Below are 23,501 nucleotides of genomic sequence, written 5' to 3'. Positions count from 1 at the left end.
ACTCCATTCATTTTATTTTCGATATATTATATTGCAATAGCCATGCCAAAAATATTACTTGGTATATACCATATAATTGCACATTCTTTTAGACCTCCGTAATGTAAAATTCCCAAATAGAGAAATTTTTAAGTTTTTTTATTCTCATATTTGGAAACTTTCCCATTCTGGGATTGCTTAACTTTTATCTTTCATTTTTATTACAAAATAAAAACCCTTTGAATTTCTTAGATTTCAAAAGGTTTTTGCTTCTTTCATATCTTTATTATGATATATCTTCTATTCTATCAATTTTCTCTGTAATACTTCTACACCCTTACCTAATACATCAATATCCATTCTGTAAAGTGTTCTTTCTATTGCAGATATTGCTCCTACCATGTCAAGCATATCTATATTTCCCATATGCCCTATTCTAAACATCTTTCCTGCATATGCTCCGAGGCCACCTGCTACCTGAGCTCCTTCTTCTGCTAATACGGTTCTGAATTTTAAATCATCAATTCCTTCAGGATATAGACAGCATGATAAAGTAGTTGCTCTATTTTTTTCATCAGCTAATATTGTAAATCCCATAGCCATTAAAGCTGCTCTCATTGCTTTTGAGATATCAATATGTCTTTCGTATCTAGCTTCTATTCCTTCTTCTTTTATTATTCTTATAGATTCTTGTAGCGCCCATATCAGGTTTACAGCTGGTGTTGCATAATATTTTGAAGGATCATGCATTACAGGCAACCACTTATCAAAATCAACATAATATTCAGGTATTGAACCTATTGATTTTCTTCTCTCCATAGCCTTTTCACTGGCCCAAAGAAGTGCCAAACCCGGTGCTACTCCAAATGCTTTTTGGGATGCAGTAAATAAAATGTCAATATTATATTTATCCACATATTCACGCTCACCTGCAGTTGCAGCTACTCCATCTACTATATAGATTGTATCTGGAAATTTTTTCATCATTTCACCAATCTCTTCAATTGGTGCTACTGCAGCTGTAGAAGTGTCAACATGAGTTACAGTTATTGCATGATAATGCTTTTCTTTTAGCTTGGTTTCAATATCTTCTGCTGAAAACACTTTACCCCATTCAGCTTTCATAACATCAGCATTTATTCCTTTATTCTCCGCAATACTAACAAATCTGTCTCCAAAGAAACCATGTGATACAATAAGCAGATTATCTCCTGCCTTTAGTGTATTAGCAATAGCCATTTCCATAGACATACTTCCGCTACCAGCTATAACAAATACTTCACCCGATGTACCCCAAATCTCTCTTAAATCTGCAATAACTTCCTTAAAGTCATTTACAAATTTAGGATCACCAAATGCTACTGTCTCTCTTCCCATTTGATCCTGAATTGTTCTTACAACAGGTGTTGGTCCCGGTATCATAACTAATTTACGATTTTTCATAGTGTTTCCTCCATTTTACTTAAGCATATTTTATATTAATTAATTTTACTTACAACATCTTCTAATGCATTTAAGAACAATAGTACATCATTCTTTGATACATATCCCATAGTTCCAACTCTAAATACATCCTCTGCCAATGCTCCTATTCCACCATTTACAACAACTCCTCTTTCTGCAAGAGCTTTTACAATTTCCTTGGACTTACCAGGAACATAGATTGCAGTTAAAGTCTTTGAAGCAAATTTTTCATCTTTAGCGAAAAGAGTTAAACCAAGTCTTTTCACACCTTCAATTATCATTTGTGTGTTTTCCTCATGTCTCTTGTATATATTATCAAGACCTTCTTCAAACATCATATTTAATGATTCATTCACAGCTAAAAGTGTATATATAGTAGGTGTAACTAGAGTTTGATTTTTCTTATTATGTTCTCTTGCTAGCTTGAAATCAAAATAATATTTTGGGAATTTTGACTCTTCAACATAAGCCCATGCTTTATCGCTTATTGCAAGAAAAGCTAATCCAGGAGGAGCCATTAATGCTTTTTGAGAGCTGGTAAATATTATATCTATATTCCATTCATCCATTTTTACTTCTAATCCACCAAGTCCACTAACAGAGTCAACTACAAATAAAGCATTTGTATCCTTTAAAGCCTTTCCAAAGGCTTCTATATCATTAAATACACCAGTTGCACTCTCATTATGAACTACAAATACTCCTCTTGTTTTAGGAGTAACCTTCTCCATTACCTTATTTATATCAGCTGTTTCACCATTTTCAAATGGTACTCTTATTACATTCAATCCATATAATTCACACATATGTGCATATTGGTCACTAAATTTTCCTATTGTTGGAACAACAACCTCATCTCCTGCTGAAAAACAGTTTTGTATAGTAGCTTCCATGGCTCCTGTTCCCGATGATGTCAAAACAAACACTTCATTCTCGGTGTTGAATATTTTTTTCAGATTTGTGGTTACCTTTTCCTGAAGTGCTGAATATTTATCGGTACGATGTGAAAATGATTCCACATTCATGGCATTAAGTACTCTTTGTGGAATTGTCGTAGGTCCAACCATCATGTATACCTTTTTTTCCATAAAAACATCTCCTTCTCTCTGGTATTAAAGACTATTTTTAATAGATTCAGATTATTTATAATCTATTTTATTTTGCTTTGCTTTCGATATACTATATTGCAATAACTGTGCCAAAAATACAACCTAGTATTTACAACACATTTGCTCATTTCTCTGAATATATCTAATGACAAATTCCCAAGTAGAGAATTTTTGAAGTTTTTCTATTCTCATATTTGGAAACTTTCCCATTCTGGGATTATTTGAATTTCATAATTGATTTTCATCTTCCACTTTCCATAAATATAAAAAAACCTTTTGATTTTTAATAAACAAAAGGTTTTTCGCTTCATTAATCTATGTTATATTCTTTAAGCTTTCTATATAAGGTTGATTTTCCTATGTTCAAAGCTTGAGCTGCTTGCAGTTTTCCTACTGTTGTATGTCCATATTTATCTAATGCCTTTTTAATTTCTCTCTTTTCGAGCTCATCAATAGGGATAATTTCTATTATTTCATCTTCCTTTATAACAACTTCTGTATAATCATTTAAAGGAATTTTACTCCTTACATTCTCCACTTCTATGATATCATCTTCACAGATACAACATAAATATTCTATAGTATTCTGTAATTCTCTGATGTTTCCCTTCCATTGATGATTTATGAGTATAGCCATTGCACCTGCTTCGATACCCTTTTTAGCTACACCAAATTTATTACAGTACATATCAAGAAAGTAATCGATAAGTAGTGGTATATCTCCAGGCCTCTCTCTCAATGATGGAATTGTTATATTAAATACATTAAGACGGTAATACAAGTCTTCTCTAAACTCCTTATTTTCAACCATCTTCATTAAATTCTTATTAGTGGCAGCTATAACTCTAACATTTATAGGTATCTCTTTAAGTCCTCCAACTCTCCTAACTTGTCTTTCTTGTATAACCCTTAATAGTCTGCATTGGAAATCTAAAGAAGCATCCCCTATTTCATCAAGAAAAATAGTTCCGCCATGAGCTTCTTCAAAAAGTCCCCTTTTACCACCCTTCATTGCTCCTGTAAAAGACCCCTCTTCATAACCAAAAAGTTCACTCTCTATTAAACTGCTTGACATTGAAGCAAAATTAACTGGTACAAATGGTCCCGAAGCTCTATGAGATGCTGAATGAATAGACTGGGCAAACAATTCTTTTCCTGTGCCACTTTCCCCTTGTATCAAAATAGTAGAATCTGTAAGAGCAAAAGACTTGACTTTATCTATTAAATCTTTCATATTGCTGCTTTTATAAAAAATATCATCAAATGTATAATAATTTGTTCTAATGGCATTTTCTGAAGTTCTTCTACGTATTTCATGCTCATTTTTTTCAATCTCTTCACTTTTTTCAAAAGTATATATGATTCCATCTTCACTACCCTTACCTTCTATAACATTTGATGTAACGAAGAGTTCCTTGTTATGAATTCTAATAATATCTACTTCATCATGACCATTTATTTTTAATATTTGAGGTAATATATCTTTAATGTTTTTTCCAACAATATCATCATAGGAGCATTTTAAAATATTACACATCTCTTGATTACTTACTATAACATCGCCAGATTTATTAATATATATAATGGCTTTTGCCAAACAATTAGCAACTGTTTCTAATCTGCTACTGATAATTCTCATATCTTTGGCTGTATCATTTATTCTATTTAATAAATTTATTATATGGTTTACATATTGAGAAGAGAGCCTGTCCCCCAAAGCCTTCATTAACCCCAACCTATTAGCTATATCAACTACAGTTACTATATCAATCTGTCGAGTTCCTATATTAATTACTTTCTTTACACCAAAGGGAACAAGATGAGGTTCCCCAACTGTGACAGAAATATCTAGCTCTGGATAGGAAGCTATACCTGGATAATAAGGATAATACTTAATATAGTTGACTCCTAGAGCTTGTAATTGAACCATGGCCTCATGACTGGATTCTGGTCTATCATTAACTAATAGAACTTCTGTCCCTCTAGGTAAATTTAACAATTCTGATATATACCGATGATTTATTACCCTCTGTGCTACAATATATTCTAAACCATTATCTATTAAATCCTGTATTCTTTTATCCATAGTATTAGGGGATGAAAGAACAACCAATGCATTTGTAGGATCAAAATCTAAATCATCTTCCAGACAATAAGATTTAACTTCGGTATATTCACCAAAAATATTTTCAAGTTGAATAGCCAAGTTAATGGAAGTTACTTTTCCAGGAGTAATCATTATAATTTTCTTCATTCATTTACCTACTTTCCATATAGTAATAGTGACAAATAGTTAAAAATCAATCATAATTTGCCAATATTATATAACAAAATATTAAAAAAGAAAAATGAAAAAAGGCTTTTAACTAGGCATTTGTAATTTGAGAAATCGTTTTTTTGGAATTCATTTATCCAAAGTTTATATTAAAAAGATTAAAAAAACAGGAATTTTTCTATATACATAAAATAAGCTAGGTCAGTTATGACCTAGCTTATTTGCTTAAGGGTTTATACTAAAAACACCTCTATTATTTTCAAAATACCATCTCCCTTCTTCTATACTAACCGGTTAATTATATTCTCTCATTTATTATATAAAAATGATATAGAGAGAATAATTATAATAGTTTTTTACCATATACTATTTTTCTAACCGTCTCTTGACTTAAATAATACTCCTCTGACAGCTTACTAATAGAAATACCCTTTTGGAATAATTTAATGATATCTTTATTCCTCTTTTCAATAGCTTCCTTGGAGCCTGTCAACTGGCCCCAACTTACTCTGCTGCTTGCTTTAGGTATATATATCAGCCCTCCGTCAATATGCTTTTGCACCTCTTCTAACAGATGAGGTGGTAATAATTCTGCTGCATTTTTGTAACTCAAATATTTGTACCCCCCATAAAAAAGTATTAGATCGATAAATGTGGTTTACACATTTCTTCATAATACCCACCTCCCTTAATATATTTGTTTTAATATTATTTATATATTTAATAATGACTTCTATAATAATTTTTCCATTCTAATTTCTCCTCTGCCTTCAGCTCTAACATATCCTAAACTTTCATATAGATTAATACCTCTATGATTTTCTACATCACAGGCTAAAAAACTTCTTTTTGCCCCATTTTGTTTACCCCATTTAATAGCATATGTTAGCAATAAGCGACCTATTCCCTTACCTTGATATTCAGGGTCTACAGCTACTTCCCTTATCCATAACACTATTCCCTTATCACTTTCAAATCCATATAAGTTAACACAGCATATGCCTGCTATCTTTCCTTCCATTTCTGCTGCAAAAATAAAGGAATTGCTAGATTCATTCCATTCTTTAATCCATTCATCATCTTCACCTGTAAATCCTCTAGAATATCCTATACAATTTCTGGTCACCTGACCTGCTATACTATATTCATCTTCTTTTAACCTCCGTATATTAGAAGTATCATGTTCATCTATAGAAATAACCTTTATATCTCTATTCCAGAAATCAACAAACTCTGCTATAACTCTAAAGCCTTTTTTCTCTAAAAAACTAATAAATTCCTCTGGAATAAATTTTATATGTACCTTTTTTCCAGAGATCTTCTTCTCCTCTACTAATATTTCAAGACTATTTAGCCCTGTCATAAATCCCTCTTTAGAATCTGCTGCCCAAAACAATTGTATTGTTTCATCTAGTTCCTTATATAAGAGAATGCTAGTCTCATCTTGATATATTACTTTAGCATCTTTTATATCTTCCTCGTCTATATATTCTAAAGAAGTATATTTATATTTTTTATCTATAATATTATTAATGTTTTCCACTTTTATCCCCCATCCCATTGCCATACTAAGCAGATAACCTAATTTTATCATTTATCCTATAAGAATAATATAGAAAAAACAATTATAATAATTTTTACCCTTGAATTTAAAAAACTTGGTACAATTATAAAATCTATTTTATAATTGTACCAAGTTAATATAGTTCATAGTTTATTTAATAGTTTCTAAACTTATTTTTAAATTGCCCTGCTCATCACATGAAACTATGACATCATCCTTATCCTTCAAATCTCCTCTAATAATCATTCTGCCAATTTCTGTTTCAAGATATTTTTGCAAGAATCTTTTAACTGGTCTTGCTCCATATTGGATAGAATAAGCTCTGTTTAGGATAAGGTCTTTTGCCTCATCTGTTAGCTCTACGGATATTTGTCTATCTTCTAAGCGGGAGCTAATTTCTTCTATTTGAAGATCTATTATCTTAAATATCTCATCTCTTTGCAATGGTTTGAACATTACAATTTCATCCACACGATTTAAAAATTCTGGTCTAAACATTCTTCTCATTTCATTCATTACTTTATCTTTTGCTGATTCATCTATGCTTCCATCTGGTCTTATACCTTCAAGTAAATATGACGAACCTATATTAGAAGTCATTATGATAACCGTATTTTTGAAATCAACTGTTCTACCTTGGTTGTCAGTTAATCTTCCATCATCTAATACTTGAAGCAATATGTTGAATACATCTGGATGAGCCTTTTCTATTTCATCAAATAAAATCACTGAATAAGGCTTTCTCCTTACAGCCTCTGTTAGTTGTCCTCCTTCATCATAGCCTACATATCCCGGAGGTGCTCCTATAAGTCTTGATACAGAATGTTTTTCCATATACTCAGACATATCTATCCTTATCATATTTCTTTCATCATCAAATAAAGATGAAGTTAGAGCCTTTGATAACTCTGTTTTTCCTACTCCTGTTGGACCTAAAAATATGAAAGACCCTATAGGTCTGTTTAACTGTTTCATTCCAGCCCTTGCCCTAATTACAGCATCCACTACAGATTCCACTGCTTCATCTTGACCTATTACCTTTTTATGAAGAATTTCACCTAATGATAGAAGCTTTTCTCTTTCTGTCTCAACTAATTTCGATACTGGTATTCCAGTCCATTTAGCCACAACTTCTGCTATTTCTTCTTCTGTGACCTCTTCCTTTAGCATCCTCTCATCTTTTTCATTCTTTTCATTTGCCTCTTGTAGTTTTTTCTCTAATTCCACTAAAGTTCCATATTTTAATTGAGATAGTTTTTCTAAATCATATTTTCTCTCTGCCTCTTCTATTTGTCTCTTTACTCTATCTATTTCTTCTTTAACTTCTTTGACCTTCGATATACTCTTTTTCTCATCTTCCCATTGGGCTTTCATAATATCATACTTTTCTTTGAAATTTGATAATTCTTTTTCCAGTTTTTCTAGTCTTATTTTAGATCCTTCATCAGTTTCTTTCTTTAATGCTGATTTTTCTATCTCTAATTGAAGTATTCGTCTTCTTGTTTCATCAAGCTCTACAGGCATAGAATCTATCTCGGTTCTTATCATAGCTGAAGCTTCATCCATCAAGTCTATTGCCTTATCAGGTAAAAATCTATCAGATATATATCTATCGGAAAGAGTTGCTGCCGCTATTACAGCACCGTCAGATATCCTTATTCCATGATGTATCTCATATTTTTCTTTAAGTCCTCGAAGTATTGATATAGTATCCTCCACTGTTGGCTCTGTAACTAATACCTTTTGAAATCTTCTCTCTAATGCTGCATCTTTTTCGATATATTGCCTATATTCATCTAAGGTTGTAGCTCCTATGGTATGAACCTCTCCCCTTGCTAACATAGGCTTTAGAAGATTAGATGCATCCATTGCCCCATCAGTTCTACCAGCACCTACTATATTGTGTAATTCATCTATAAACATTATTATCCGACCATCTGATTTTTCTATTTCAGATAGCACTGCTTTTAATCTTTCTTCAAATTCTCCCCTGTATTTAGCACCAGCTATTAAAGCTCCCATGTCTAAGGCAAATATCGTTTTATCTTTTAGCCCTTCTGGTACATCCCCATTAACTATCCTTTGAGCCAATCCCTCTACTATGGCTGTTTTACCTACTCCTGGGTCTCCTATTAAAACTGGATTGTTTTTAGTTCTTCTAGATAGTATCCTGATTATATTTCGTATTTCACTATCTCTACCTATAACTGGGTCAATTTTTCCAGTTTTAGCTTCTTCTACTAAATCTCTTCCAAATCTAGTCAATGCTTCATAGGTAGCCTCTGGATTGTCAGAGGTAATATTTTGATTTCCTCTTATTTTTTTCAAAGCTTCCAGAAATCTTTGCAAGTTGATATTATATTTATTAAATATTCTCTCTGAAGCTGTTGCCTTTTCCTTGAGAAGCGATATATAAATATGCTCGACTCCTACATATTCATCTCCAAATTTCTTCGCCTCTTCTTCAGAATTCAATAGAACTTTGGTATAAATCCTACTAGGATATATAGATCCTCCACTACCAGATTGTTTTGGTAACTTATCTATTTCTCTTTCCACATCCATTTTAATTAACTCTGGATTTTCTCCCATGTACGATAATACCTTAGGGATTAGTCCATCATTTTGTGTCACTAGGCCATAATGAATATGGATTTCTTCTAGTTGTGGATTTCCATTTTTTATGGCCATGTTTTGTGAATTCTGCACTGCTTCTAAAGATTTTTGTGTAAATTTGTTTAAATCCATATTTCTCCCTCCCTTAAATGCAACTAATAGTGAAGAGTGAATAACTAATAGTTGAAAAGATTAAAGACCCAAAATTCTTACTTTAAACTATTCACTATTCACTTTTTACTTTTAACTATTTTCTCGATATTTCCTTCAATTTCTCATACAGTTTAACTTCCTCTTCTGTAAGGCTTGGTGGATTTATTATATTTATTTCTATATATAAATCTCCCTTATTTCCTTTCATATCTATATACCCTTTTCTTGGTATTCTAATTTTTTTACCAGACGAAATAGATTTAGGAATATCAACTTTAATTTTTCCATCTAGGGTAGACACTACTACTTTATCTCCAAGGGCAGCCTGCCATGGAAACAAGTCCAACTTTGATACTATATCTAATCCATCAAGTCTATTTTTTCCATCCTCTAGAAGGTTTATCTTAAATAAAACATCTCCCTTTATTCCCCATTTTTCACCTTTAACCTTCAATTTTTTCCCGGGCAATATTCCTTTTGGGATATTTATTGACATGGATTTATTTTCTCCGCCTATATTAATGGTAATATTCTTAGTACCTCCATGATAACCTTCCTCTAAGGTAATATTTAATTCTGACTCATAGGATGGTACTTCTTTTCTTGTAGTTTTTCTACCTCCACCAAATAAGTTTCCTAAGTCAAAACCACCTGTTCTCCCACTAGTCCTTTGATTCCCTCCTCCTCCAAAGAACATATTAAAGAAATCACTAAAATCTCCTCCAGATGTGGTATAAGTGTAACTATAGCCATTTCCAAAGTTATCAAACCCATACTGAGATGGGTCAAAATTCTGTCCGTTGGTGAAGTTATATCCAGAGCCAAAAGTATCATATCTTTTCTTTTTTTCTTCATCACCTAATACTTCATACGCTTCATTTATTTCCTTAAATCGTTCTTGAGCTTTAGGATCGTTTGGATTTAAGTCTGGATGATATTTCTTAGCTAATTTTCTATATACCTTTTTTATTTCATCCTGAGATGAGTTTTTTTCTACTCCCAGTATTTTATAATAATCCTTATATTCCATAAAATCTGCTCCCTTTTTATAATTAAATAGTCAAATTCATTTGACCTTCTTTGACCTTTAATTTAATTATACCTATTTTGTTAAAAAAAATCAATATAATATCTATTAATATAACTCGTTAATCTTTGCCCTTTTCTATGCAATTTTTTTCTTTAAAATATTGCACAATTAGTTCATCTAATTCTTGACTTACCTTTAGCATTTTCTCATAGTTTTTAGATTCCATCGTTTGATGTAAATGTTCCCTTAATTCATCAATTCTATTCTTCATTTTCTTCCCCCCGATAAAGTTTATTGTATTTATTATATAATAAGACTTATGTGCAATACAATGTTTTTTATGCATATAGGCAATAATATTTATATGCTATTAGCCAATTTAGTTAAATCGAAGAAATGTATACAGTATTATTGAGGTGGCAAAAATGGATGAAACTAAAAAGACGTTAAATTATAAAGATGTGGGACTAAGAATTAGATTGGAAAGAGAAAAATTAGGACTATCTCGAGAAAGATTTGCTGAAATAACTGGATTATCGTCATTTTATATCGGTCAACTTGAAAGAGGAGATCGTAAAATGAGTGTCGATACATTAGTGAACATATCCAATGTTTTAAATGTATCAGTAGATTATCTCCTGTATGGGTATACCTATTATATGGAGAATATATGTATTTCAGAGGCTTTTGATGATATTTATAAAGAGTCCATTGATGATGAATTAAAGGAATTGCTGAATGTCTTAAAAGGTAGTTCTAAAGAACAACTATCTCTTATAAAAGATGTTTGTAAACTTATTTTACCTTCTGTTAGAAAATAACTATCAAAATGTTAAACAAAAATAAGAGATTATAATATCTCTTTTATTTGTTTACACTATGAAATTAATAGTTATTATTAAAATTCATCAATACATACAACATTAGTTTGAATATTTTAATCTTCTTTGGCCTTTGATTTAACTAGAATCTTTTTTAGGGAAAAATCAATATTTTTCTTAATTTATATAATAATTTTTCTTATTCTTGTGATTCTGTCTCTTCTTTATAATATTTAATGATAAGTTGATCTAATTCTTCGCTTATTTCGATTATATTTTCATGTGCCATTTCTTTAGACTGCATCTCTTTATATAATTTTTCCCTAATTTTATTTATTTTTCTTTTCATTTTCTTCCTCCCATATGCACTGATATTATTAACATTATACGGCAAAGTATATGTACGTACAATACCTTTTATTATATTTTAACAAATATTTTCTAAAACAAAAAAGACAAAAATACAACTTTCCTATTCATTATAAAACAACCTGTATCTTTTCTCAAAATACAGGTTGTTTTATGTCTTTTATTTATTTTATATATTTATCTATAATATTTATTATTTCTTCTATCTTTTCTTCACCTTGCTCCTCACCTTCTAAGATCGCAGTTGCTACACAGGACCTTATATGTCCATTTAATATATCTATATTTGCTTTTTTCAGAAGTCCGATAGCGGATAGGATCTGTGTAGAAACATCTACACAGTACCTATCATCTTCTAGCATTTTTATTATGCCATCTATTTGTCCTCTAGCAGTCTTTAACTTAGCTGCTGCTCTTTTTTTACCTTCACTCATAGAATCACTACTTTCTACCTTATTTCTATTAACTCATATCCTGCATCCTCTATAGCTCCTTTTATGAGGATGTCATTTAGCCCTTCTCCTTCAACCTCTACTTTTTTAGTTGCAAGATCAACTTCTACCTTTGATACTCCATCTAATTCTCCTAATGCATTTTTCACTGCCTTTTCACAATGTCCACAGGACATACCTTCTACCAATAATGTTTTTTTCATCTTTCTTTCCTCCCATTTTAATCAATGCACAATTATCAATGCACAATTCACAATTGTTAAAGCAAGTTTTTGGGGTCTTTTACCTTAATTTTTCACTCTCCTAATTGTGAATTGTGAACCGTGAATTGTGAATTTTACTTGAATTTCTTAAGTCTTAGTGAATTTGTAACTACAGAAACTGAACTAAATGCCATAGCTGCACCTGCTATCATTGGGTCTAGGAATCCTAATGCTGCAAAAGGTATCCCTAAACTATTATAGAAAAATGCCCAAAATAGATTTTGCCTTATGGTCTTCATAGTTTTATGGCTAAGCCTTATAGCTGTAACTACTCCGGATAAATCTCCTCTCATCAAAGTAATATCTGCTGCTTCCATAGCCACATCTGTTCCTGTCCCTATTGCAAATCCTACATCTGCTGCTGCTAAAGCTGGAGCATCATTGATTCCATCTCCAACCATTCCTACATGTTTACCTTTTGATTTAATTTCTTCTACTACCTCTGCTTTGTTTTCTGGTAATACTTCTGCCAGTACATTTGTTATACCTACTTCCTTAGCTATAGCTTGTGCTGTTCTCTCATTATCTCCTGTTATCATATATACATCTAAGCCCATAGATTTTAACTCTTCTATAGCTTTCTTTGATGTCTCCTTGATTTGGTCTGCTACTGCTATTATACCAGATAATTTATTGTCCAAGGATAATAACATTGCAGTTTTTCCTTCTTCTTCTAATTTTAATAGAGTCTCTTCTCCGTTTGTTATAGAAATATTATTATCAACCATTAGCCTTCTATTACCAACAAGAACTTCTTTTCCTTCAAAGGTAGCTCTAAGTCCCTTACCTGGAACTGCCATAAATTTTTCAGGCTCTGATAATCTCAATAACTCTTCTTCACCCTTTTTTACGATGGATTGCCCTAGAGGATGTTCTGAAGTTTTTTCTACTGATGCGGCTATCCTAAGAATCTCATCTCTATCTATATCATTAAAAGAAATGATATCTGTTACCTCTGGCTCGCCTTTAGTTATTGTACCCGTTTTATCAAATACTATTGTATCCATTTTATGAGCTCTCTCTAGATGCTCTCCCGATTTAATCAGTATCCCATTTTCAGCACCCTTACCTGTCCCTACCATAATAGCCGTAGGTGTAGCTAAACCTAAAGCACATGGGCAAGCTATAACTAAAACTGCAACTGCGTTTATAAGTCCTATATTAAAATTTCCTCCTATAAGATAGAATCCTAAGAACGTTGCCAAAGCAATGACTACAACTATTGGAACAAATATACCTGATATTTTATCTGCCAGTCTTTGAACCGGAGCCTTTGAACCTTGAGCATCTTCAACAAGTTTAATTATTTGAGACAATACCGTATCCTTACCTATCTTGGTTGCTTTAAACTTAAATGTACCAAATTTATTTATAGTAGCTCCTATTACTTCATCATCTATAGCTTTATCTATTGGAATACTTTCCCCTGTAATCATGGATTCGTCTACAGCTGAATTTCCTTCAACAATAATTCCATCTACTGGGACTCTTTCTCCTGGTCTAACTACTATAATGTCTCCAATCTCTACCTTTTCTATAGGTATATCCATTTCTACTCCATCTTTTATAATTCTTGCTGTCTTAGGCTGCAAGCCCATTAATTTTTTTATTGCCTCTGAGGTTTTTCCCTTTGCAACCGCTTCAAAAGTTTTACCTAATAGTATTAAAGTTATAATAACTGCAGAAGCTTCAAAATAATATTCATGAACTCCTATTATAAGATTATATATACTATAAAAATAGGCTGCTGAAGTTCCCATGGATACTAAAACATCCATATTAGCCCCTCCACCTCTTAAAGAGTTATAGGCTCCTTTATAAAACCTATAACCTATAAGAAATTGCACAGGAGTTGCAAGAATTAATTGAAACCATCCATTAGTTAAAATAGTATGAATTCCAGCCATATGAAAAAACATAGCTGAAAATAAAGGTAAGCTAAGAATTGCTGAAATGATGAAGGAAGTCTTTAGAGATTTAATTTCCTTTTCTCTCATTTCCTTTTCCCTATCTAAGTCTCTTTCCACCTCTAGCTCTGCCTTATATCCTGCTTTTTCTACAGCTTTAACTAAAATATCTTCATCTATTACACCAGATGGATATTCTATTGTGGCTTTATTAGTAGATAAATTTACAGTAGCTTTAACTACTCCCTCTAGCTTATTTAATGCTTTTTCTACCCTAGTGGAACAAGCTGCACAAGTCATACCTTCTACAATTAAAGTTTTTTTAACTAAGGGAACTTCATACCCTGTTTTTTCTATAGTTTTAATTAAATCCTCTGGCTTGACCTTATCTGTATCAAATTCAATAGCTGCTTTATTAGCCAGTAGATTTACTGTGGCAGAAATTACTCCCTCTCGTTTTGATAGGGCCTTCTCTACCCTAGTAGAGCAAGCTGCACAGGTCATACCTACTACATCTATACTTATTTTTTTGGCTGTCATTATATCACTCCTTAACCTCTTTACCCCCTCCCCTGGGGGGTGTATACTTATATTATATGCCTCTATATCTATTTTGTCAATAAAATTTTAAAATATCATTGATAAAATAGATATAGACCTCTAAAAATTATAATTTTCAGAGGTCTTCTAAGTATAACCAATACAAGCATAAGCCAGCCATTAAATATACCCAATAAATAAACTATTTCATTTTTCTAATATATTGCTTGTTTCTCTTTCTTTAAGCTAACTTGTGGTTCCGATGGCAACTTGAATAGTGGAATAAATCTATCAAAACCTGTCAATGTAAGAATTAACATTGAAGCCACAGCTACTATTGCCATATAATTATATTTAATAATGTCTAATGCATTAAACTCGTGTAGAGGATAAACTGCCATACATATTGCTACATAAAATCCCATATAGCAATGCCAAGGGATAAGCTGAGATCCAAATACTCCCATTGCATCTGAAAATGCTGAATTTCTTAATCTAAGTTTATACATATCTTCCTCAGATGCTTCCACATTTTCATCGGTCATTTCCTTTATTATTGGTCCTATTGTTACTATTTGAGCCATTTCATCAGCTAAGGCAGCATTACCAATTAAACAAAGAACACCATTATAGAACATTAGCTGTTTAACTGATTTAGAAATCTTAAGTACAAATTTAGATATTGGTTCAAATGCTTTAATACTACTCATAATACCACCAAAAGCACCTATCCAAAGCATCATAACTACAGACCAGCTACCTGCAGATTCAAATCCAGCTTGAACTAATTCTAAAAAACTATTCAGAGATTGTACAGTACCGGCAGCTAATCCAAAAATCAGTGCAGAGATAATTCCAATACCTAGACAGATCATTGTAGGGACACCCTTAAATGCTATAGCTATTACAAGAAACATTGGTATAACCATGTAATAAGGAACCCCTGATTTTACCTGTTCTAACAATGTAACTGCAGCAGGTCTAACTTCTGCTAATCTTTCAAACACATCAACTGGTATTGAATTAATAGCTTCAGCTGCACTACCTACTGTATTAGGTAAACCCATTGAAAGACTAACTAAATATATTATTATTCCAGATACCAATAGCACCAAACCTGACCAAACCCCTTGATGCCTGACTCTATCCGTTACGGTAACTTTTTGCAAGCCTGAACTAACAACTGTAGTATCTGAAATTAATCCAATATTATCTCCAAAACATGACCCTCCGGCTATGGCAGCCGTTGTAAGTAAAATATTGCCTCCTACTATATGATTAAGCCATAAAAATACAGGGGCACAGGATGCAAAGGTTCCCCAAGAAGTTCCTGTAGCTATAGATAATAGTGATGTAACTGCAAATCCAACTACAGCTACTGTCTTAGCAGTAACTCCTAGTTTTAGAGAGATTATTATAATTGAAGCTCCAACTCCTGTGGCCATAAAGGTTTCTGCTACTGCATATGCAAACATTAGAATAAAGAATACAAGAATCATTTCCTTTACAGCCTTGAAACCATTTTCCATTATTTCATCATATCTATGTTTTTCAGTAAAACCAGCCACTAATCCAGCATAAATTGTAGCTAATGGAGCTGCCATCACCAAGTCCATACCCGATATCATTAAACCAGCTAGTAAAAATATAGGTGTTAGTTTAACAATTGCCATTATATAACCTCCTTATAATTTAAGCTTGTTAATATACAACCAATTTTCCAAATCTTCTGAAATTTCTAGCTGTAAAATAAGGTTTCATTAGTATACTCCTGAAACCTTATATATGATGTCCATTCCGTATCCAACTTTAATTCTATAATATCCTGCCAAATTCTTATCAGTAACTTCATCCCCTGTATATATTAAAAGAGGCCTCCCTTTTAAATCTACTATTTTAGAATTAGGAGATATTATTAAAATATTATCTTTTCCAAGCTTTTCTAGTACCCTATAACTTATCTGTTGATTTCCTCTTCCCAAAAGGTATCCTTGACCACCTGTTGGAGTGATGATTAACTTTCCTTTTTTATCATCCAAGATATCTAAAATGTCTCTTTCATTGCAATCTAGTTTAATTATGGTCTTATCCTTAATTATATCTACTCCCAATAAAGTATTAGGTAAATTTAATTCATCCATAATAGCTCTAGTAGTTGTACCTGGGCCTATTAAATAATATATCTCCTTTTTCATATTATCTATAATATCTAATGCTATTGCCCTTTGACTTACTTCTTCCTCTAAAGGAGTTGGCGCTTTTTTATTCTGCAATAATTCTTTTTTATAAGGCACCTTCAAATATCCAAAGAGTTGTGTTTTTACTTGATTATTTCTAAATAATTCTTCGTCTATATCAATAACTTCTTCCTCTTTTGTATGAAAGCTGCCATTACTCAAATACATCAAAGCTAATTTCCCTGCTAATTCTGGTGTATTCCCATAGACAGGCGAGTGAATCTTTACTCCTGCTGGGATACCTAATGCAGTTACTCTATCCTCTACAGCCTCGTAAATATTCCTAGCAGTACCATCCCCACCTACAAAGATAATCAGTTCAACACCCCTTTCTTCCATTATTTTAGCCGACTTTAAGGTATCTGAGAAATCAGTTATACTATTGGTTTTATGAACTATCTCGTAATTAAAATCTAAGGCTTTACACTGGTTCTCACCCATATCAAAAGAAGAAGTTAAGATTAATAATTCTTCTTTAATAGGCACTAATTTTTCTAAAGCCTTAACTGCCTTACTAGGGGCTTCTTTCACAGCCCCTAGCTCTATTGCCATATCTAAAATCTCTCTACCATCTGTCCCTTTTAGTCCAACTCTACCACCCATTCCAGCTACTGGATTTATAATTAGACCAATGGTTTTCATACTATCACATCCAATTTAGTTTGCTTTTGCCTTTCTAAGATAAACTCTCCAAGTTGGGCACCATTTTTCTGGGTCATCTAAGCTAGATTCATCTACTTGATGAATAGTGCTATTATGTGGAGCATCATGGATTGTTTCTGGATTCTCATAAGCTTCATTGAATATATGGTGTAATGTCGATGCATACTCATCTAAATCTTCCTTAGAAGGCGATTCTGTTGGTTCCAATGTAAGTGGTTCGGGAATGTAATATGGGTGATGACTTGACCAGATATGCATCCCAAAATCCATTACTCTACGAGCTACATCTCCAGAAGTAATTCCTGTATCTTCGGTTATCGTCTCTATAGTATATCTAGTCTGTTCTATTCTTTGTGTATCTAGTCTATAAGGAAGTGTTATCCCTTTGTGTTTTAGTAATTTTTTAATTAAATAAGCATTGTTAAGTGATGCTATTTTAGCAACCTCATAAAGTCCTTCAGCTCCTAAACTCATTATCCAAGCATATGCCTTAAGAACAACCTGTGGTGTACCATAGAAGGCTTTTACTTTTCCAATGCTATTTTTTAAATTATAGTCTAAAAAGTATTTCTCTCCATCATAATCTATTAATGGCTTTGGCAGATGGTCCCTTAGCTCTTTTATTACCCCTATTGCTCCAGAACCTGGTCCTCCACATCCATGAGGTGTTCCGAAGGATTTATGGAGATTAAAATAGCACATGTGAAATCCTGCTTCCCTTGCTCTAGCTATACCAAAAAGTCCATTAGCATTGGCTTGATCATAACAATTTAATCCCCCAGTCTTAGTTACCAAATCTGTAAATTCCTTTACCCTTGGATTGAATATTCCAGTATCTTCAGGATTAGCTACAACAAATGCAGCTGTCCTCTCACTAACTGCCGCCTTAAAAGCTTCATAATCAGGATGTCCGTTCTCATCAGCCATAATTGTGATTATCTTATATCCCTTTAAAGCTGGAGCTGCTGCATCGGAAGGATGGGAATACACTGTGGTTATTATCTCATCCCTTTTATGTTCTTCGCCTCTTAGTCTATGGTACATTCTAACAATAGAAGCCATAGTCATAGTAGCCTGAGAACCTCCACCGGGTTGGAAACTAAAATAATCCATACCTGAAATTTCTCTCATAATCACATCTGTTTTATAGATTACTTCCAATATGCCTTGAACTGTACTTTCATCCTGTAGAGGATGTAAATCTATCATCTTTTCAGTATTGGCAATTTTATCATTGATCTTAGGATTATATTTTACAGTACAAGTTCCTTGACCGATTTCCACATTTATATCTCCGCCTAAAGTTTCCTGAGAAAGCCTTAGATAATGCATTAGAACTCTTTTTTGATTTATCTCCGGTAGATTAGGTAGTCCTTTTCTTCTCATAAATGAGGGTAATTTAGACAATCCATCTCCTACCTGATTAACTATAGATTCTTCTGTTTTAGGAACCACGACTCCCCTTTCACCTTTACGGCTTAGCTCAAATATAATTGGCTCATTCCATCTTGCTTGGTGAAAATCTCTAACCTTAGAGTTTCTATTTATTCGCTTCATTTAATCAATCCTTTCTATAGATTATCCTTCAACAATTTTTCTAATAGCATTTACTAAAGTATCTATATCTTCTTTTAAATGAACTTCGGTAACACAGTATAAAGCTGATTGACCTAATTCAGGGAACTCCTCAGATAAGTCCTTACCACCAAATATACTTTCATTTAGTAATTCCTTATTTATTTCCTTTATTGTTTTACCAGTATCATTAAAATCAACTATGAATTCTTTAAATCCAATATTATTAAATCTCGAGCCTTTAACGCCCTTAATCTTAGATAATTCTTCAATAGCATATAAAGACTTTTGTATAATATTTTGTCCTAACTCAAACATTCCGTTAGGTCCCATTAAAGATAAGTAAACTCCAGCAGTAATACCAAGTAAAGCTGTTTGAGTACCTACATATTCCTTACCCTTCTCCCTGAGGTTTCCAAATGAAGTCCTATCATAGGCTATATCTCCAAATCCGTATTCTCCTTCCTTCACAGTTGGGGCTACACCAAATAATCTAGATGGATATTCCATTACAAATTCCTCTTCATCTCTAGTAGAAATAAATCCTGATTGTCCCCCGCCATAATTCATGTGCATACCTAAAGGTTGAAGATCCCCGCATATAATATCCGCACCATAGGATGATGGTGGAGCTATGACTCCTAAACTACTTGGATCAACTCCAACTACTGATATTGCACCAGCTTCATGAGCTATTTTAGAAATTTCAGCTCCTTGATCTTCAATGAAGCCTAAATATGATGGATTTTCAAAGTATACCGCTGCAGTATTATCAGAGATTTTTCTTTTCAAATCCTGTAAATCCATTTTTCCAGTTTCTCTATCATAATCAATTAAAGTAATTTTAACTCCTGGATCACAATAATTTTTTATTATCATTAACCTATCAGCACTTATAGTTCCTACTACTAAGGCCTCAGACCTTTTAGTCATCCTTGAAGCCATTCTAAGAGATGTAGCTGCTGCCTGCGGCCAGTCAAATGTGGGAACATTTACCACATCCATATCAAGTAATTCAGCTAACAAAGATTCATACTCAAATAATGCTTGAAATCTACCATGATCGTTGTAGGGTTCTCCAGCATAAGCAGTTAAAAACTCAGACCTACTATTTACCTCATCACATACAGCTGGTACGTAATGTTGCCAGCATCCTGCTCCGAGAAAATTTAAATATTCCTTAGATGATATATTTTTCTTTAAAACTTTATCTATAGCCCTTTTTAATTCATACTCCGACTCAAAAGGTTTTGGCAAATTCAAAGGTCTTTTTAGCTTTAACTCTTCTGGTATCTCAACATGTAAATCATTTAAAGATTTCAACCCTATTTCTTCTAACATTTCTTGTTGAACTTCCAAATCTGAGTTTGGAATATATGGATGATTTTTAAATCCACGTATTATCATACTTCTACCTCCTAAATTTTATTATGCAATTCCACCGCCATCAACAACTAATGCAGCCCCTGTTATCCAAGTTGATAAATCACTACATAGGAATAGCACTGCCTTTGCAATGTCCAAAGGTTCTCCTAATCTTTCTAAGGGCCTTCCCTTAGCTGACTCTACAAGGAAAGTATCTATTTCTGTTTCTCCAAGTTGTCTTCCCTCATCTCTTAGCATTGCTGTGTCGGTATCTCCTGGATTTATAGAATTAACTCTAATATTTTGTGGTCCATGATCAATTGCCATAGCACGAGTTAGGTTCACTATTCCACCCTTTACAGCACAATAGGCTGCTGCTTTGTCTCCACCCTTTAACCCCCAACCTGATCCAGTATTGATTATACTTCCTCCACCATTTTTAGCCATAATAGGTATAGTGTATTTAGAAAGTAGGTATGTACCTTTGAGACCTACATCAATGACAAAATCCCACTCTTTTTCTGTTAAGTCTACAACCGTCTTTCTAACTGTGACCCCTGCATTGTTAAATAATATGTCAATTCTACCCAGTTCTTTTTCTACAAATTCAATAGTGCTTTTGCAGTCTTCATTATTAGTCACATCGCATTTCTTGAAAATAGCAAAATTGCCCCCATTAGTAATTTCCTCAACTGCCATATCTCCTTTTTCTTGATTAATATCAAGTAGTACAACTTTTGCTCCATATTCAGCTAATAATTTACCCGTCCCTAATCCAATACCAGAAGCTCCACCAGAAACAATCGCTACTTTGCCCTCTAAGTTTAATGGATTTTTCATAATTATCCCCTTTCTAATTGATTTTGGATATATTCTAATATTCTTTGTTGCATAAATTGTGCCAAGATATTAAGTAGGAAGTATATTATACTGGATTCTCATTTTTTCAGACTTCTCATAATTTTATAATTACTTTATCAAGGTAATATGATATAATTAGTTTGTCTTGATTGACAAATACGGCAATTTATTTGCCAAACATGGCAGGTGATTTAATTTGATTAACTTAAAGAATTTAAAACCTAACTTAGGAAATATAGTATCCACAATGGCTAATTTAACTAATATGGAATATGCTATATTTAATACTAATGCCGAATTAGTAAGCAGCACAAAAGTTTATTTACAAAGAAAAGGTAGAAATGTTCATTCTGCTTCAATAGAAGAAGTTTTAAATCAAGGGAACGTAATTGTCAACAAACCGGGATCAATGATGTCCTGTCTAGGATGCAGATTTGTCAATAATTGTCCTTCAACTATAGAAATTCTATCTTGTATAAAGTTAGATGGAGAGCCTATAGGAGTAATAAGCCTCACTTCCTTCTCTCAAGAAGGACATAATATGATTGAAGAAAACATTCGTGATTATATGGATATATTAGAATATATATCTAATTTAATATCAATGTTTGCCTTTAACGAAAGTTCAAAAAAAGATACTCAAATTTTACATAAGGTAATTGATGAAATCGTCAAAGAAATAGAATATAACTATCTTATAATAGATAACAGAGGCCTATTGATTTATTGGGATAAAGGCATTCAAGATTTATTTTCCTATTGTGACCTTTATACTCAAACTATAGCTCTTATGTTTCCCAAAGATATTACTAATTGGATATTTACTGGAGTTAGACAGGGCAAAAAACATTGTGTTATGGAAGGCTTTCAAGGAATTTTACATTCAACTCCTTTGAAGATTGAAGGTGAAATAGTAGCTTATATTTTAAAATTAGAAAGAGATAAAAATAATTCTAAGATTTCTATGCATGAAAATTATCTCGACTCTATCCTTTCTAAGGATTATGAAATGAAAAATATAAAAGAAAAGATAAAGAAAATTGCCAATTCATCTTCTTCAGTTTTAATAACTGGTGACACTGGCACAGGGAAAGAAATAGTAGCAAAAGCTATCCACTATACAAGCAATAGATCTAATAATCCCTTTATTCCAATAAACTGTGCCAATATACCAGAATCCCTCTTTGAATCTGAACTCTTTGGTTATGAAGAAGGGGCTTTTACTGGTGCTAAGAAAGGCGGTAAATTAGGTATATTTGAAATGGCCAATGGGGGAACCATATTTTTAGATGAGATTGGTGAACTTCCTTTACATTTGCAAGCAAAGTTACTTAGAGTCCTTCAAGAAAATTCTATACAAAGATTAGGTAGTATTATGCCCATTCCGGTAGATGTCAGAGTAATAGCCGCTACCAATCAAGATTTAGAATCTATGATGGATGAAAATACCTTTAGAGCTGATTTATTCTATAGATTAAATGTAATACCAATTCATTTACCTTCATTAAAGGAACGATTAGCAGACATAGACATACTTATAGACCATTTTATAGATAAATATAATGGAAGGCTAATGAAAAATATCAATAATATTTCCAAAGAAGCTATAGATATTATGAGATTATATCAATGGCCTGGAAATGTAAGAGAACTAGAAAATGCCATAGAATATGCAATGAATATAGAGGACACAGAAACCATTCAACTCAGTAATCTCCCCAATAAAATAATAAAGTCGGTAAATAAAAAAATTGATTTAAAAGAATCAATAGCACTAGAAGAAGCAAATTTAATTACAAATACTTTAGATAAGTATGGTTGGGATTTAAAGGGAAAGGAAAAAGCATCAAAGGAATTAGGCATTAGTGTTAGAACTCTATACAGAAAGTTAAAAGAATTAGAGCTTTAAAACTTACTTCCCATAATAAAGTTATTGCATTTATCAAGAAAATACATTATACTATTAATGTTGATGTTGATAATGATTATCATTATAATTTATTTTACATAATTGGAAGGATGATATTTATGGGTACTTTATCTTTAGTTTCTTTAAAGCCTAATGAATGCGGAAGAGTTAAAGAAATTTCAGGATGCTGCAAAGCCAAAAAAAGGTTATATGAACTTGGTCTTCATAAAAACGCATGTGTTAGGGTTATTAAAAATGATTTTGGCCCTCTTATTATCAATTTATCTGGTAACAAATTGGCTCTAGGCCGTGGATTAGCTTGTCATGTTATAGTCGAGCGTTAATTTTT

The 23,501-nt window shown here is 32.5% G+C and carries 20 protein-coding genes; 3 read left to right on the top strand and 17 right to left on the bottom strand.

Annotated features, from left to right (window positions below; translation table 11 throughout):
- Positions 1 to 279: 279 nt before the first annotated feature.
- The 8 genes from KQI38_RS16850 to KQI38_RS16815 all read right to left on the bottom strand — a co-directional run bounded on the left by KQI38_RS16850 (position 280) and on the right by KQI38_RS16815 (position 10,461).
- Positions 280 to 1,422, bottom strand: coding sequence for a pyridoxal-phosphate-dependent aminotransferase family protein (locus tag KQI38_RS16850; RefSeq protein ID WP_216561446.1), 1,143 nt, complete (start codon positions 1,420 to 1,422; stop codon positions 280 to 282).
- Between the two features lie 35 nt (positions 1,423 to 1,457).
- The gene (locus tag KQI38_RS16845; RefSeq protein ID WP_216561445.1) at positions 1,458 to 2,531 is read right to left on the bottom strand and encodes a pyridoxal-phosphate-dependent aminotransferase family protein; all 1,074 of its coding nucleotides are present in this window, start codon (positions 2,529 to 2,531) and stop codon (positions 1,458 to 1,460) included.
- Between the two features lie 331 nt (positions 2,532 to 2,862).
- A complete protein-coding gene (locus KQI38_RS16840; RefSeq protein WP_216561443.1) occupies positions 2,863 to 4,806 on the bottom strand; it encodes a sigma-54 interaction domain-containing protein in 1,944 nt (647 codons plus the stop codon).
- Between the two features lie 364 nt (positions 4,807 to 5,170).
- On the bottom strand, positions 5,171 to 5,440 hold the full coding sequence (locus tag KQI38_RS16835; RefSeq protein ID WP_216561441.1) for a CD3324 family protein: 270 nt from the start codon (positions 5,438 to 5,440) through the stop codon (positions 5,171 to 5,173).
- Positions 5,441 to 5,560: 120 nt separating this feature from the next.
- Complete coding sequence (locus KQI38_RS16830; protein WP_216561439.1) at positions 5,561 to 6,370, bottom strand: GNAT family N-acetyltransferase; 810 nt, start codon at positions 6,368 to 6,370, stop codon at positions 5,561 to 5,563.
- Positions 6,371 to 6,541: 171 nt separating this feature from the next.
- Positions 6,542 to 9,139, bottom strand: coding sequence for an ATP-dependent chaperone ClpB (clpB, locus tag KQI38_RS16825; protein WP_216561437.1), 2,598 nt, complete (start codon positions 9,137 to 9,139; stop codon positions 6,542 to 6,544).
- Positions 9,140 to 9,254: 115 nt separating this feature from the next.
- Positions 9,255 to 10,190 (bottom strand): DnaJ C-terminal domain-containing protein, encoded by a 936-nt coding sequence (locus KQI38_RS16820; protein ID WP_216561435.1) that lies wholly within the window; start codon positions 10,188 to 10,190, stop codon positions 9,255 to 9,257.
- Positions 10,191 to 10,308: 118 nt separating this feature from the next.
- Positions 10,309 to 10,461 (bottom strand): aspartyl-phosphate phosphatase Spo0E family protein, encoded by a 153-nt coding sequence (locus tag KQI38_RS16815; protein WP_216561432.1) that lies wholly within the window; start codon positions 10,459 to 10,461, stop codon positions 10,309 to 10,311.
- A gap of 154 nt (positions 10,462 to 10,615) precedes the next feature.
- On the opposite strand from KQI38_RS16815, the gene KQI38_RS16810 reads away from it, so the two are divergent.
- Positions 10,616 to 11,011: a helix-turn-helix domain-containing protein gene (locus tag KQI38_RS16810; RefSeq protein ID WP_216561430.1), complete on the top strand. Its 396-nt coding sequence runs from the start codon at positions 10,616 to 10,618 to the stop codon at positions 11,009 to 11,011.
- Between the two features lie 199 nt (positions 11,012 to 11,210).
- Here the strand turns inward: KQI38_RS16810 and KQI38_RS16805 are convergent, their stop codons facing one another.
- The 9 genes from KQI38_RS16805 to KQI38_RS16765 all read right to left on the bottom strand — a co-directional run bounded on the left by KQI38_RS16805 (position 11,211) and on the right by KQI38_RS16765 (position 21,222).
- The gene (locus tag KQI38_RS16805) at positions 11,211 to 11,360 is read right to left on the bottom strand and encodes an aspartyl-phosphate phosphatase Spo0E family protein (protein ID WP_094898820.1); all 150 of its coding nucleotides are present in this window, start codon (positions 11,358 to 11,360) and stop codon (positions 11,211 to 11,213) included.
- 184 nt (positions 11,361 to 11,544) lie between these two features.
- Complete coding sequence (locus KQI38_RS16800) at positions 11,545 to 11,814, bottom strand: metal-sensing transcriptional repressor (protein WP_094898819.1); 270 nt, start codon at positions 11,812 to 11,814, stop codon at positions 11,545 to 11,547.
- A gap of 14 nt (positions 11,815 to 11,828) precedes the next feature.
- Positions 11,829 to 12,035 carry a copper ion binding protein gene (locus KQI38_RS16795; protein ID WP_216561428.1) on the bottom strand — a complete coding sequence of 69 codons (207 nt, stop codon included), beginning with the start codon at positions 12,033 to 12,035 and terminating at the stop codon, positions 11,829 to 11,831.
- Between the two features lie 134 nt (positions 12,036 to 12,169).
- A complete protein-coding gene (locus KQI38_RS16790; RefSeq protein ID WP_216561426.1) occupies positions 12,170 to 14,542 on the bottom strand; it encodes a heavy metal translocating P-type ATPase in 2,373 nt (790 codons plus the stop codon).
- 215 nt (positions 14,543 to 14,757) lie between these two features.
- Complete coding sequence (locus KQI38_RS16785) at positions 14,758 to 16,215, bottom strand: Na+/H+ antiporter NhaC family protein (protein ID WP_216561423.1); 1,458 nt, start codon at positions 16,213 to 16,215, stop codon at positions 14,758 to 14,760.
- 87 nt (positions 16,216 to 16,302) lie between these two features.
- On the bottom strand, positions 16,303 to 17,421 hold the full coding sequence (locus KQI38_RS16780; RefSeq protein ID WP_216561422.1) for an ATP-NAD kinase family protein: 1,119 nt from the start codon (positions 17,419 to 17,421) through the stop codon (positions 16,303 to 16,305).
- A 15-nt stretch (positions 17,422 to 17,436) separates the two neighbouring features.
- A complete protein-coding gene (gene gcvPB, locus KQI38_RS16775) occupies positions 17,437 to 18,999 on the bottom strand; it encodes an aminomethyl-transferring glycine dehydrogenase subunit GcvPB (RefSeq protein ID WP_216561420.1) in 1,563 nt (520 codons plus the stop codon).
- A gap of 21 nt (positions 19,000 to 19,020) precedes the next feature.
- Positions 19,021 to 20,424: an aminomethyl-transferring glycine dehydrogenase subunit GcvPA gene (gene gcvPA, locus KQI38_RS16770; protein ID WP_216561418.1), complete on the bottom strand. Its 1,404-nt coding sequence runs from the start codon at positions 20,422 to 20,424 to the stop codon at positions 19,021 to 19,023.
- Positions 20,425 to 20,445: 21 nt separating this feature from the next.
- Positions 20,446 to 21,222 (bottom strand): SDR family NAD(P)-dependent oxidoreductase, encoded by a 777-nt coding sequence (locus KQI38_RS16765; protein WP_216561416.1) that lies wholly within the window; start codon positions 21,220 to 21,222, stop codon positions 20,446 to 20,448.
- Positions 21,223 to 21,439: 217 nt separating this feature from the next.
- On the opposite strand from KQI38_RS16765, the gene KQI38_RS16760 reads away from it, so the two are divergent.
- On the top strand, positions 21,440 to 23,152 hold the full coding sequence (locus KQI38_RS16760; RefSeq protein WP_216561414.1) for a sigma-54 interaction domain-containing protein: 1,713 nt from the start codon (positions 21,440 to 21,442) through the stop codon (positions 23,150 to 23,152).
- A 119-nt stretch (positions 23,153 to 23,271) separates the two neighbouring features.
- On the top strand, positions 23,272 to 23,496 hold the full coding sequence (locus KQI38_RS16755; protein ID WP_094898811.1) for a FeoA family protein: 225 nt from the start codon (positions 23,272 to 23,274) through the stop codon (positions 23,494 to 23,496).
- Positions 23,497 to 23,501 lie beyond the last annotated feature (5 nt).

The sequence above is a fragment of the Tissierella carlieri genome (assembly GCF_018917285.1).
Lineage (GTDB): Bacteria > Bacillota > Clostridia > Tissierellales > Tissierellaceae > Tissierella > Tissierella carlieri.
The sequence above is the reverse complement of the archived record's forward strand: the minus strand, read 5'-3'. Positions and strand labels throughout refer to the sequence as shown.

What these genes read in the sequence shown, in the direction of transcription:
- KQI38_RS16785 (WP_216561423.1), bottom strand. Translation starts at nt 16,215, where the DNA reads ATGGCAATTGTTAAACTAACACCTATATTTTTACTAGCTGGTTTAATG.
- KQI38_RS16795 (WP_216561428.1), bottom strand. Translation starts at nt 12,035, where the DNA reads ATGAAAAAAACATTATTGGTAGAAGGTATGTCCTGTGGACATTGTGAA.
- KQI38_RS16800 (WP_094898819.1), bottom strand. Translation starts at nt 11,814, where the DNA reads ATGAGTGAAGGTAAAAAAAGAGCAGCAGCTAAGTTAAAGACTGCTAGA.
- KQI38_RS16845 (WP_216561445.1), bottom strand. Translation starts at nt 2,531, where the DNA reads ATGGAAAAAAAGGTATACATGATGGTTGGACCTACGACAATTCCACAA.
- KQI38_RS16850 (WP_216561446.1), bottom strand. Translation starts at nt 1,422, where the DNA reads ATGAAAAATCGTAAATTAGTTATGATACCGGGACCAACACCTGTTGTA.
- KQI38_RS16820 (WP_216561435.1), bottom strand. Translation starts at nt 10,190, where the DNA reads ATGGAATATAAGGATTATTATAAAATACTGGGAGTAGAAAAAAACTCA.
- gcvPA (WP_216561418.1), bottom strand. Translation starts at nt 20,424, where the DNA reads ATGATAATACGTGGATTTAAAAATCATCCATATATTCCAAACTCAGAT.
- KQI38_RS16815 (WP_216561432.1), bottom strand. Translation starts at nt 10,461, where the DNA reads ATGAAGAATAGAATTGATGAATTAAGGGAACATTTACATCAAACGATG.
- KQI38_RS16840 (WP_216561443.1), bottom strand. Translation starts at nt 4,806, where the DNA reads ATGAAGAAAATTATAATGATTACTCCTGGAAAAGTAACTTCCATTAAC.
- KQI38_RS16765 (WP_216561416.1), bottom strand. Translation starts at nt 21,222, where the DNA reads ATGAAAAATCCATTAAACTTAGAGGGCAAAGTAGCGATTGTTTCTGGT.
- KQI38_RS16805 (WP_094898820.1), bottom strand. Translation starts at nt 11,360, where the DNA reads ATGAAAAGAAAAATAAATAAAATTAGGGAAAAATTATATAAAGAGATG.
- gcvPB (WP_216561420.1), bottom strand. Translation starts at nt 18,999, where the DNA reads ATGAAGCGAATAAATAGAAACTCTAAGGTTAGAGATTTTCACCAAGCA.
- KQI38_RS16790 (WP_216561426.1), bottom strand. Translation starts at nt 14,542, where the DNA reads ATGACAGCCAAAAAAATAAGTATAGATGTAGTAGGTATGACCTGTGCA.
- KQI38_RS16755 (WP_094898811.1), top strand. Translation starts at nt 23,272, where the DNA reads ATGGGTACTTTATCTTTAGTTTCTTTAAAGCCTAATGAATGCGGAAGA.
- clpB (WP_216561437.1), bottom strand. Translation starts at nt 9,139, where the DNA reads ATGGATTTAAACAAATTTACACAAAAATCTTTAGAAGCAGTGCAGAAT.
- KQI38_RS16780 (WP_216561422.1), bottom strand. Translation starts at nt 17,421, where the DNA reads ATGAAAACCATTGGTCTAATTATAAATCCAGTAGCTGGAATGGGTGGT.
- KQI38_RS16810 (WP_216561430.1), top strand. Translation starts at nt 10,616, where the DNA reads ATGGATGAAACTAAAAAGACGTTAAATTATAAAGATGTGGGACTAAGA.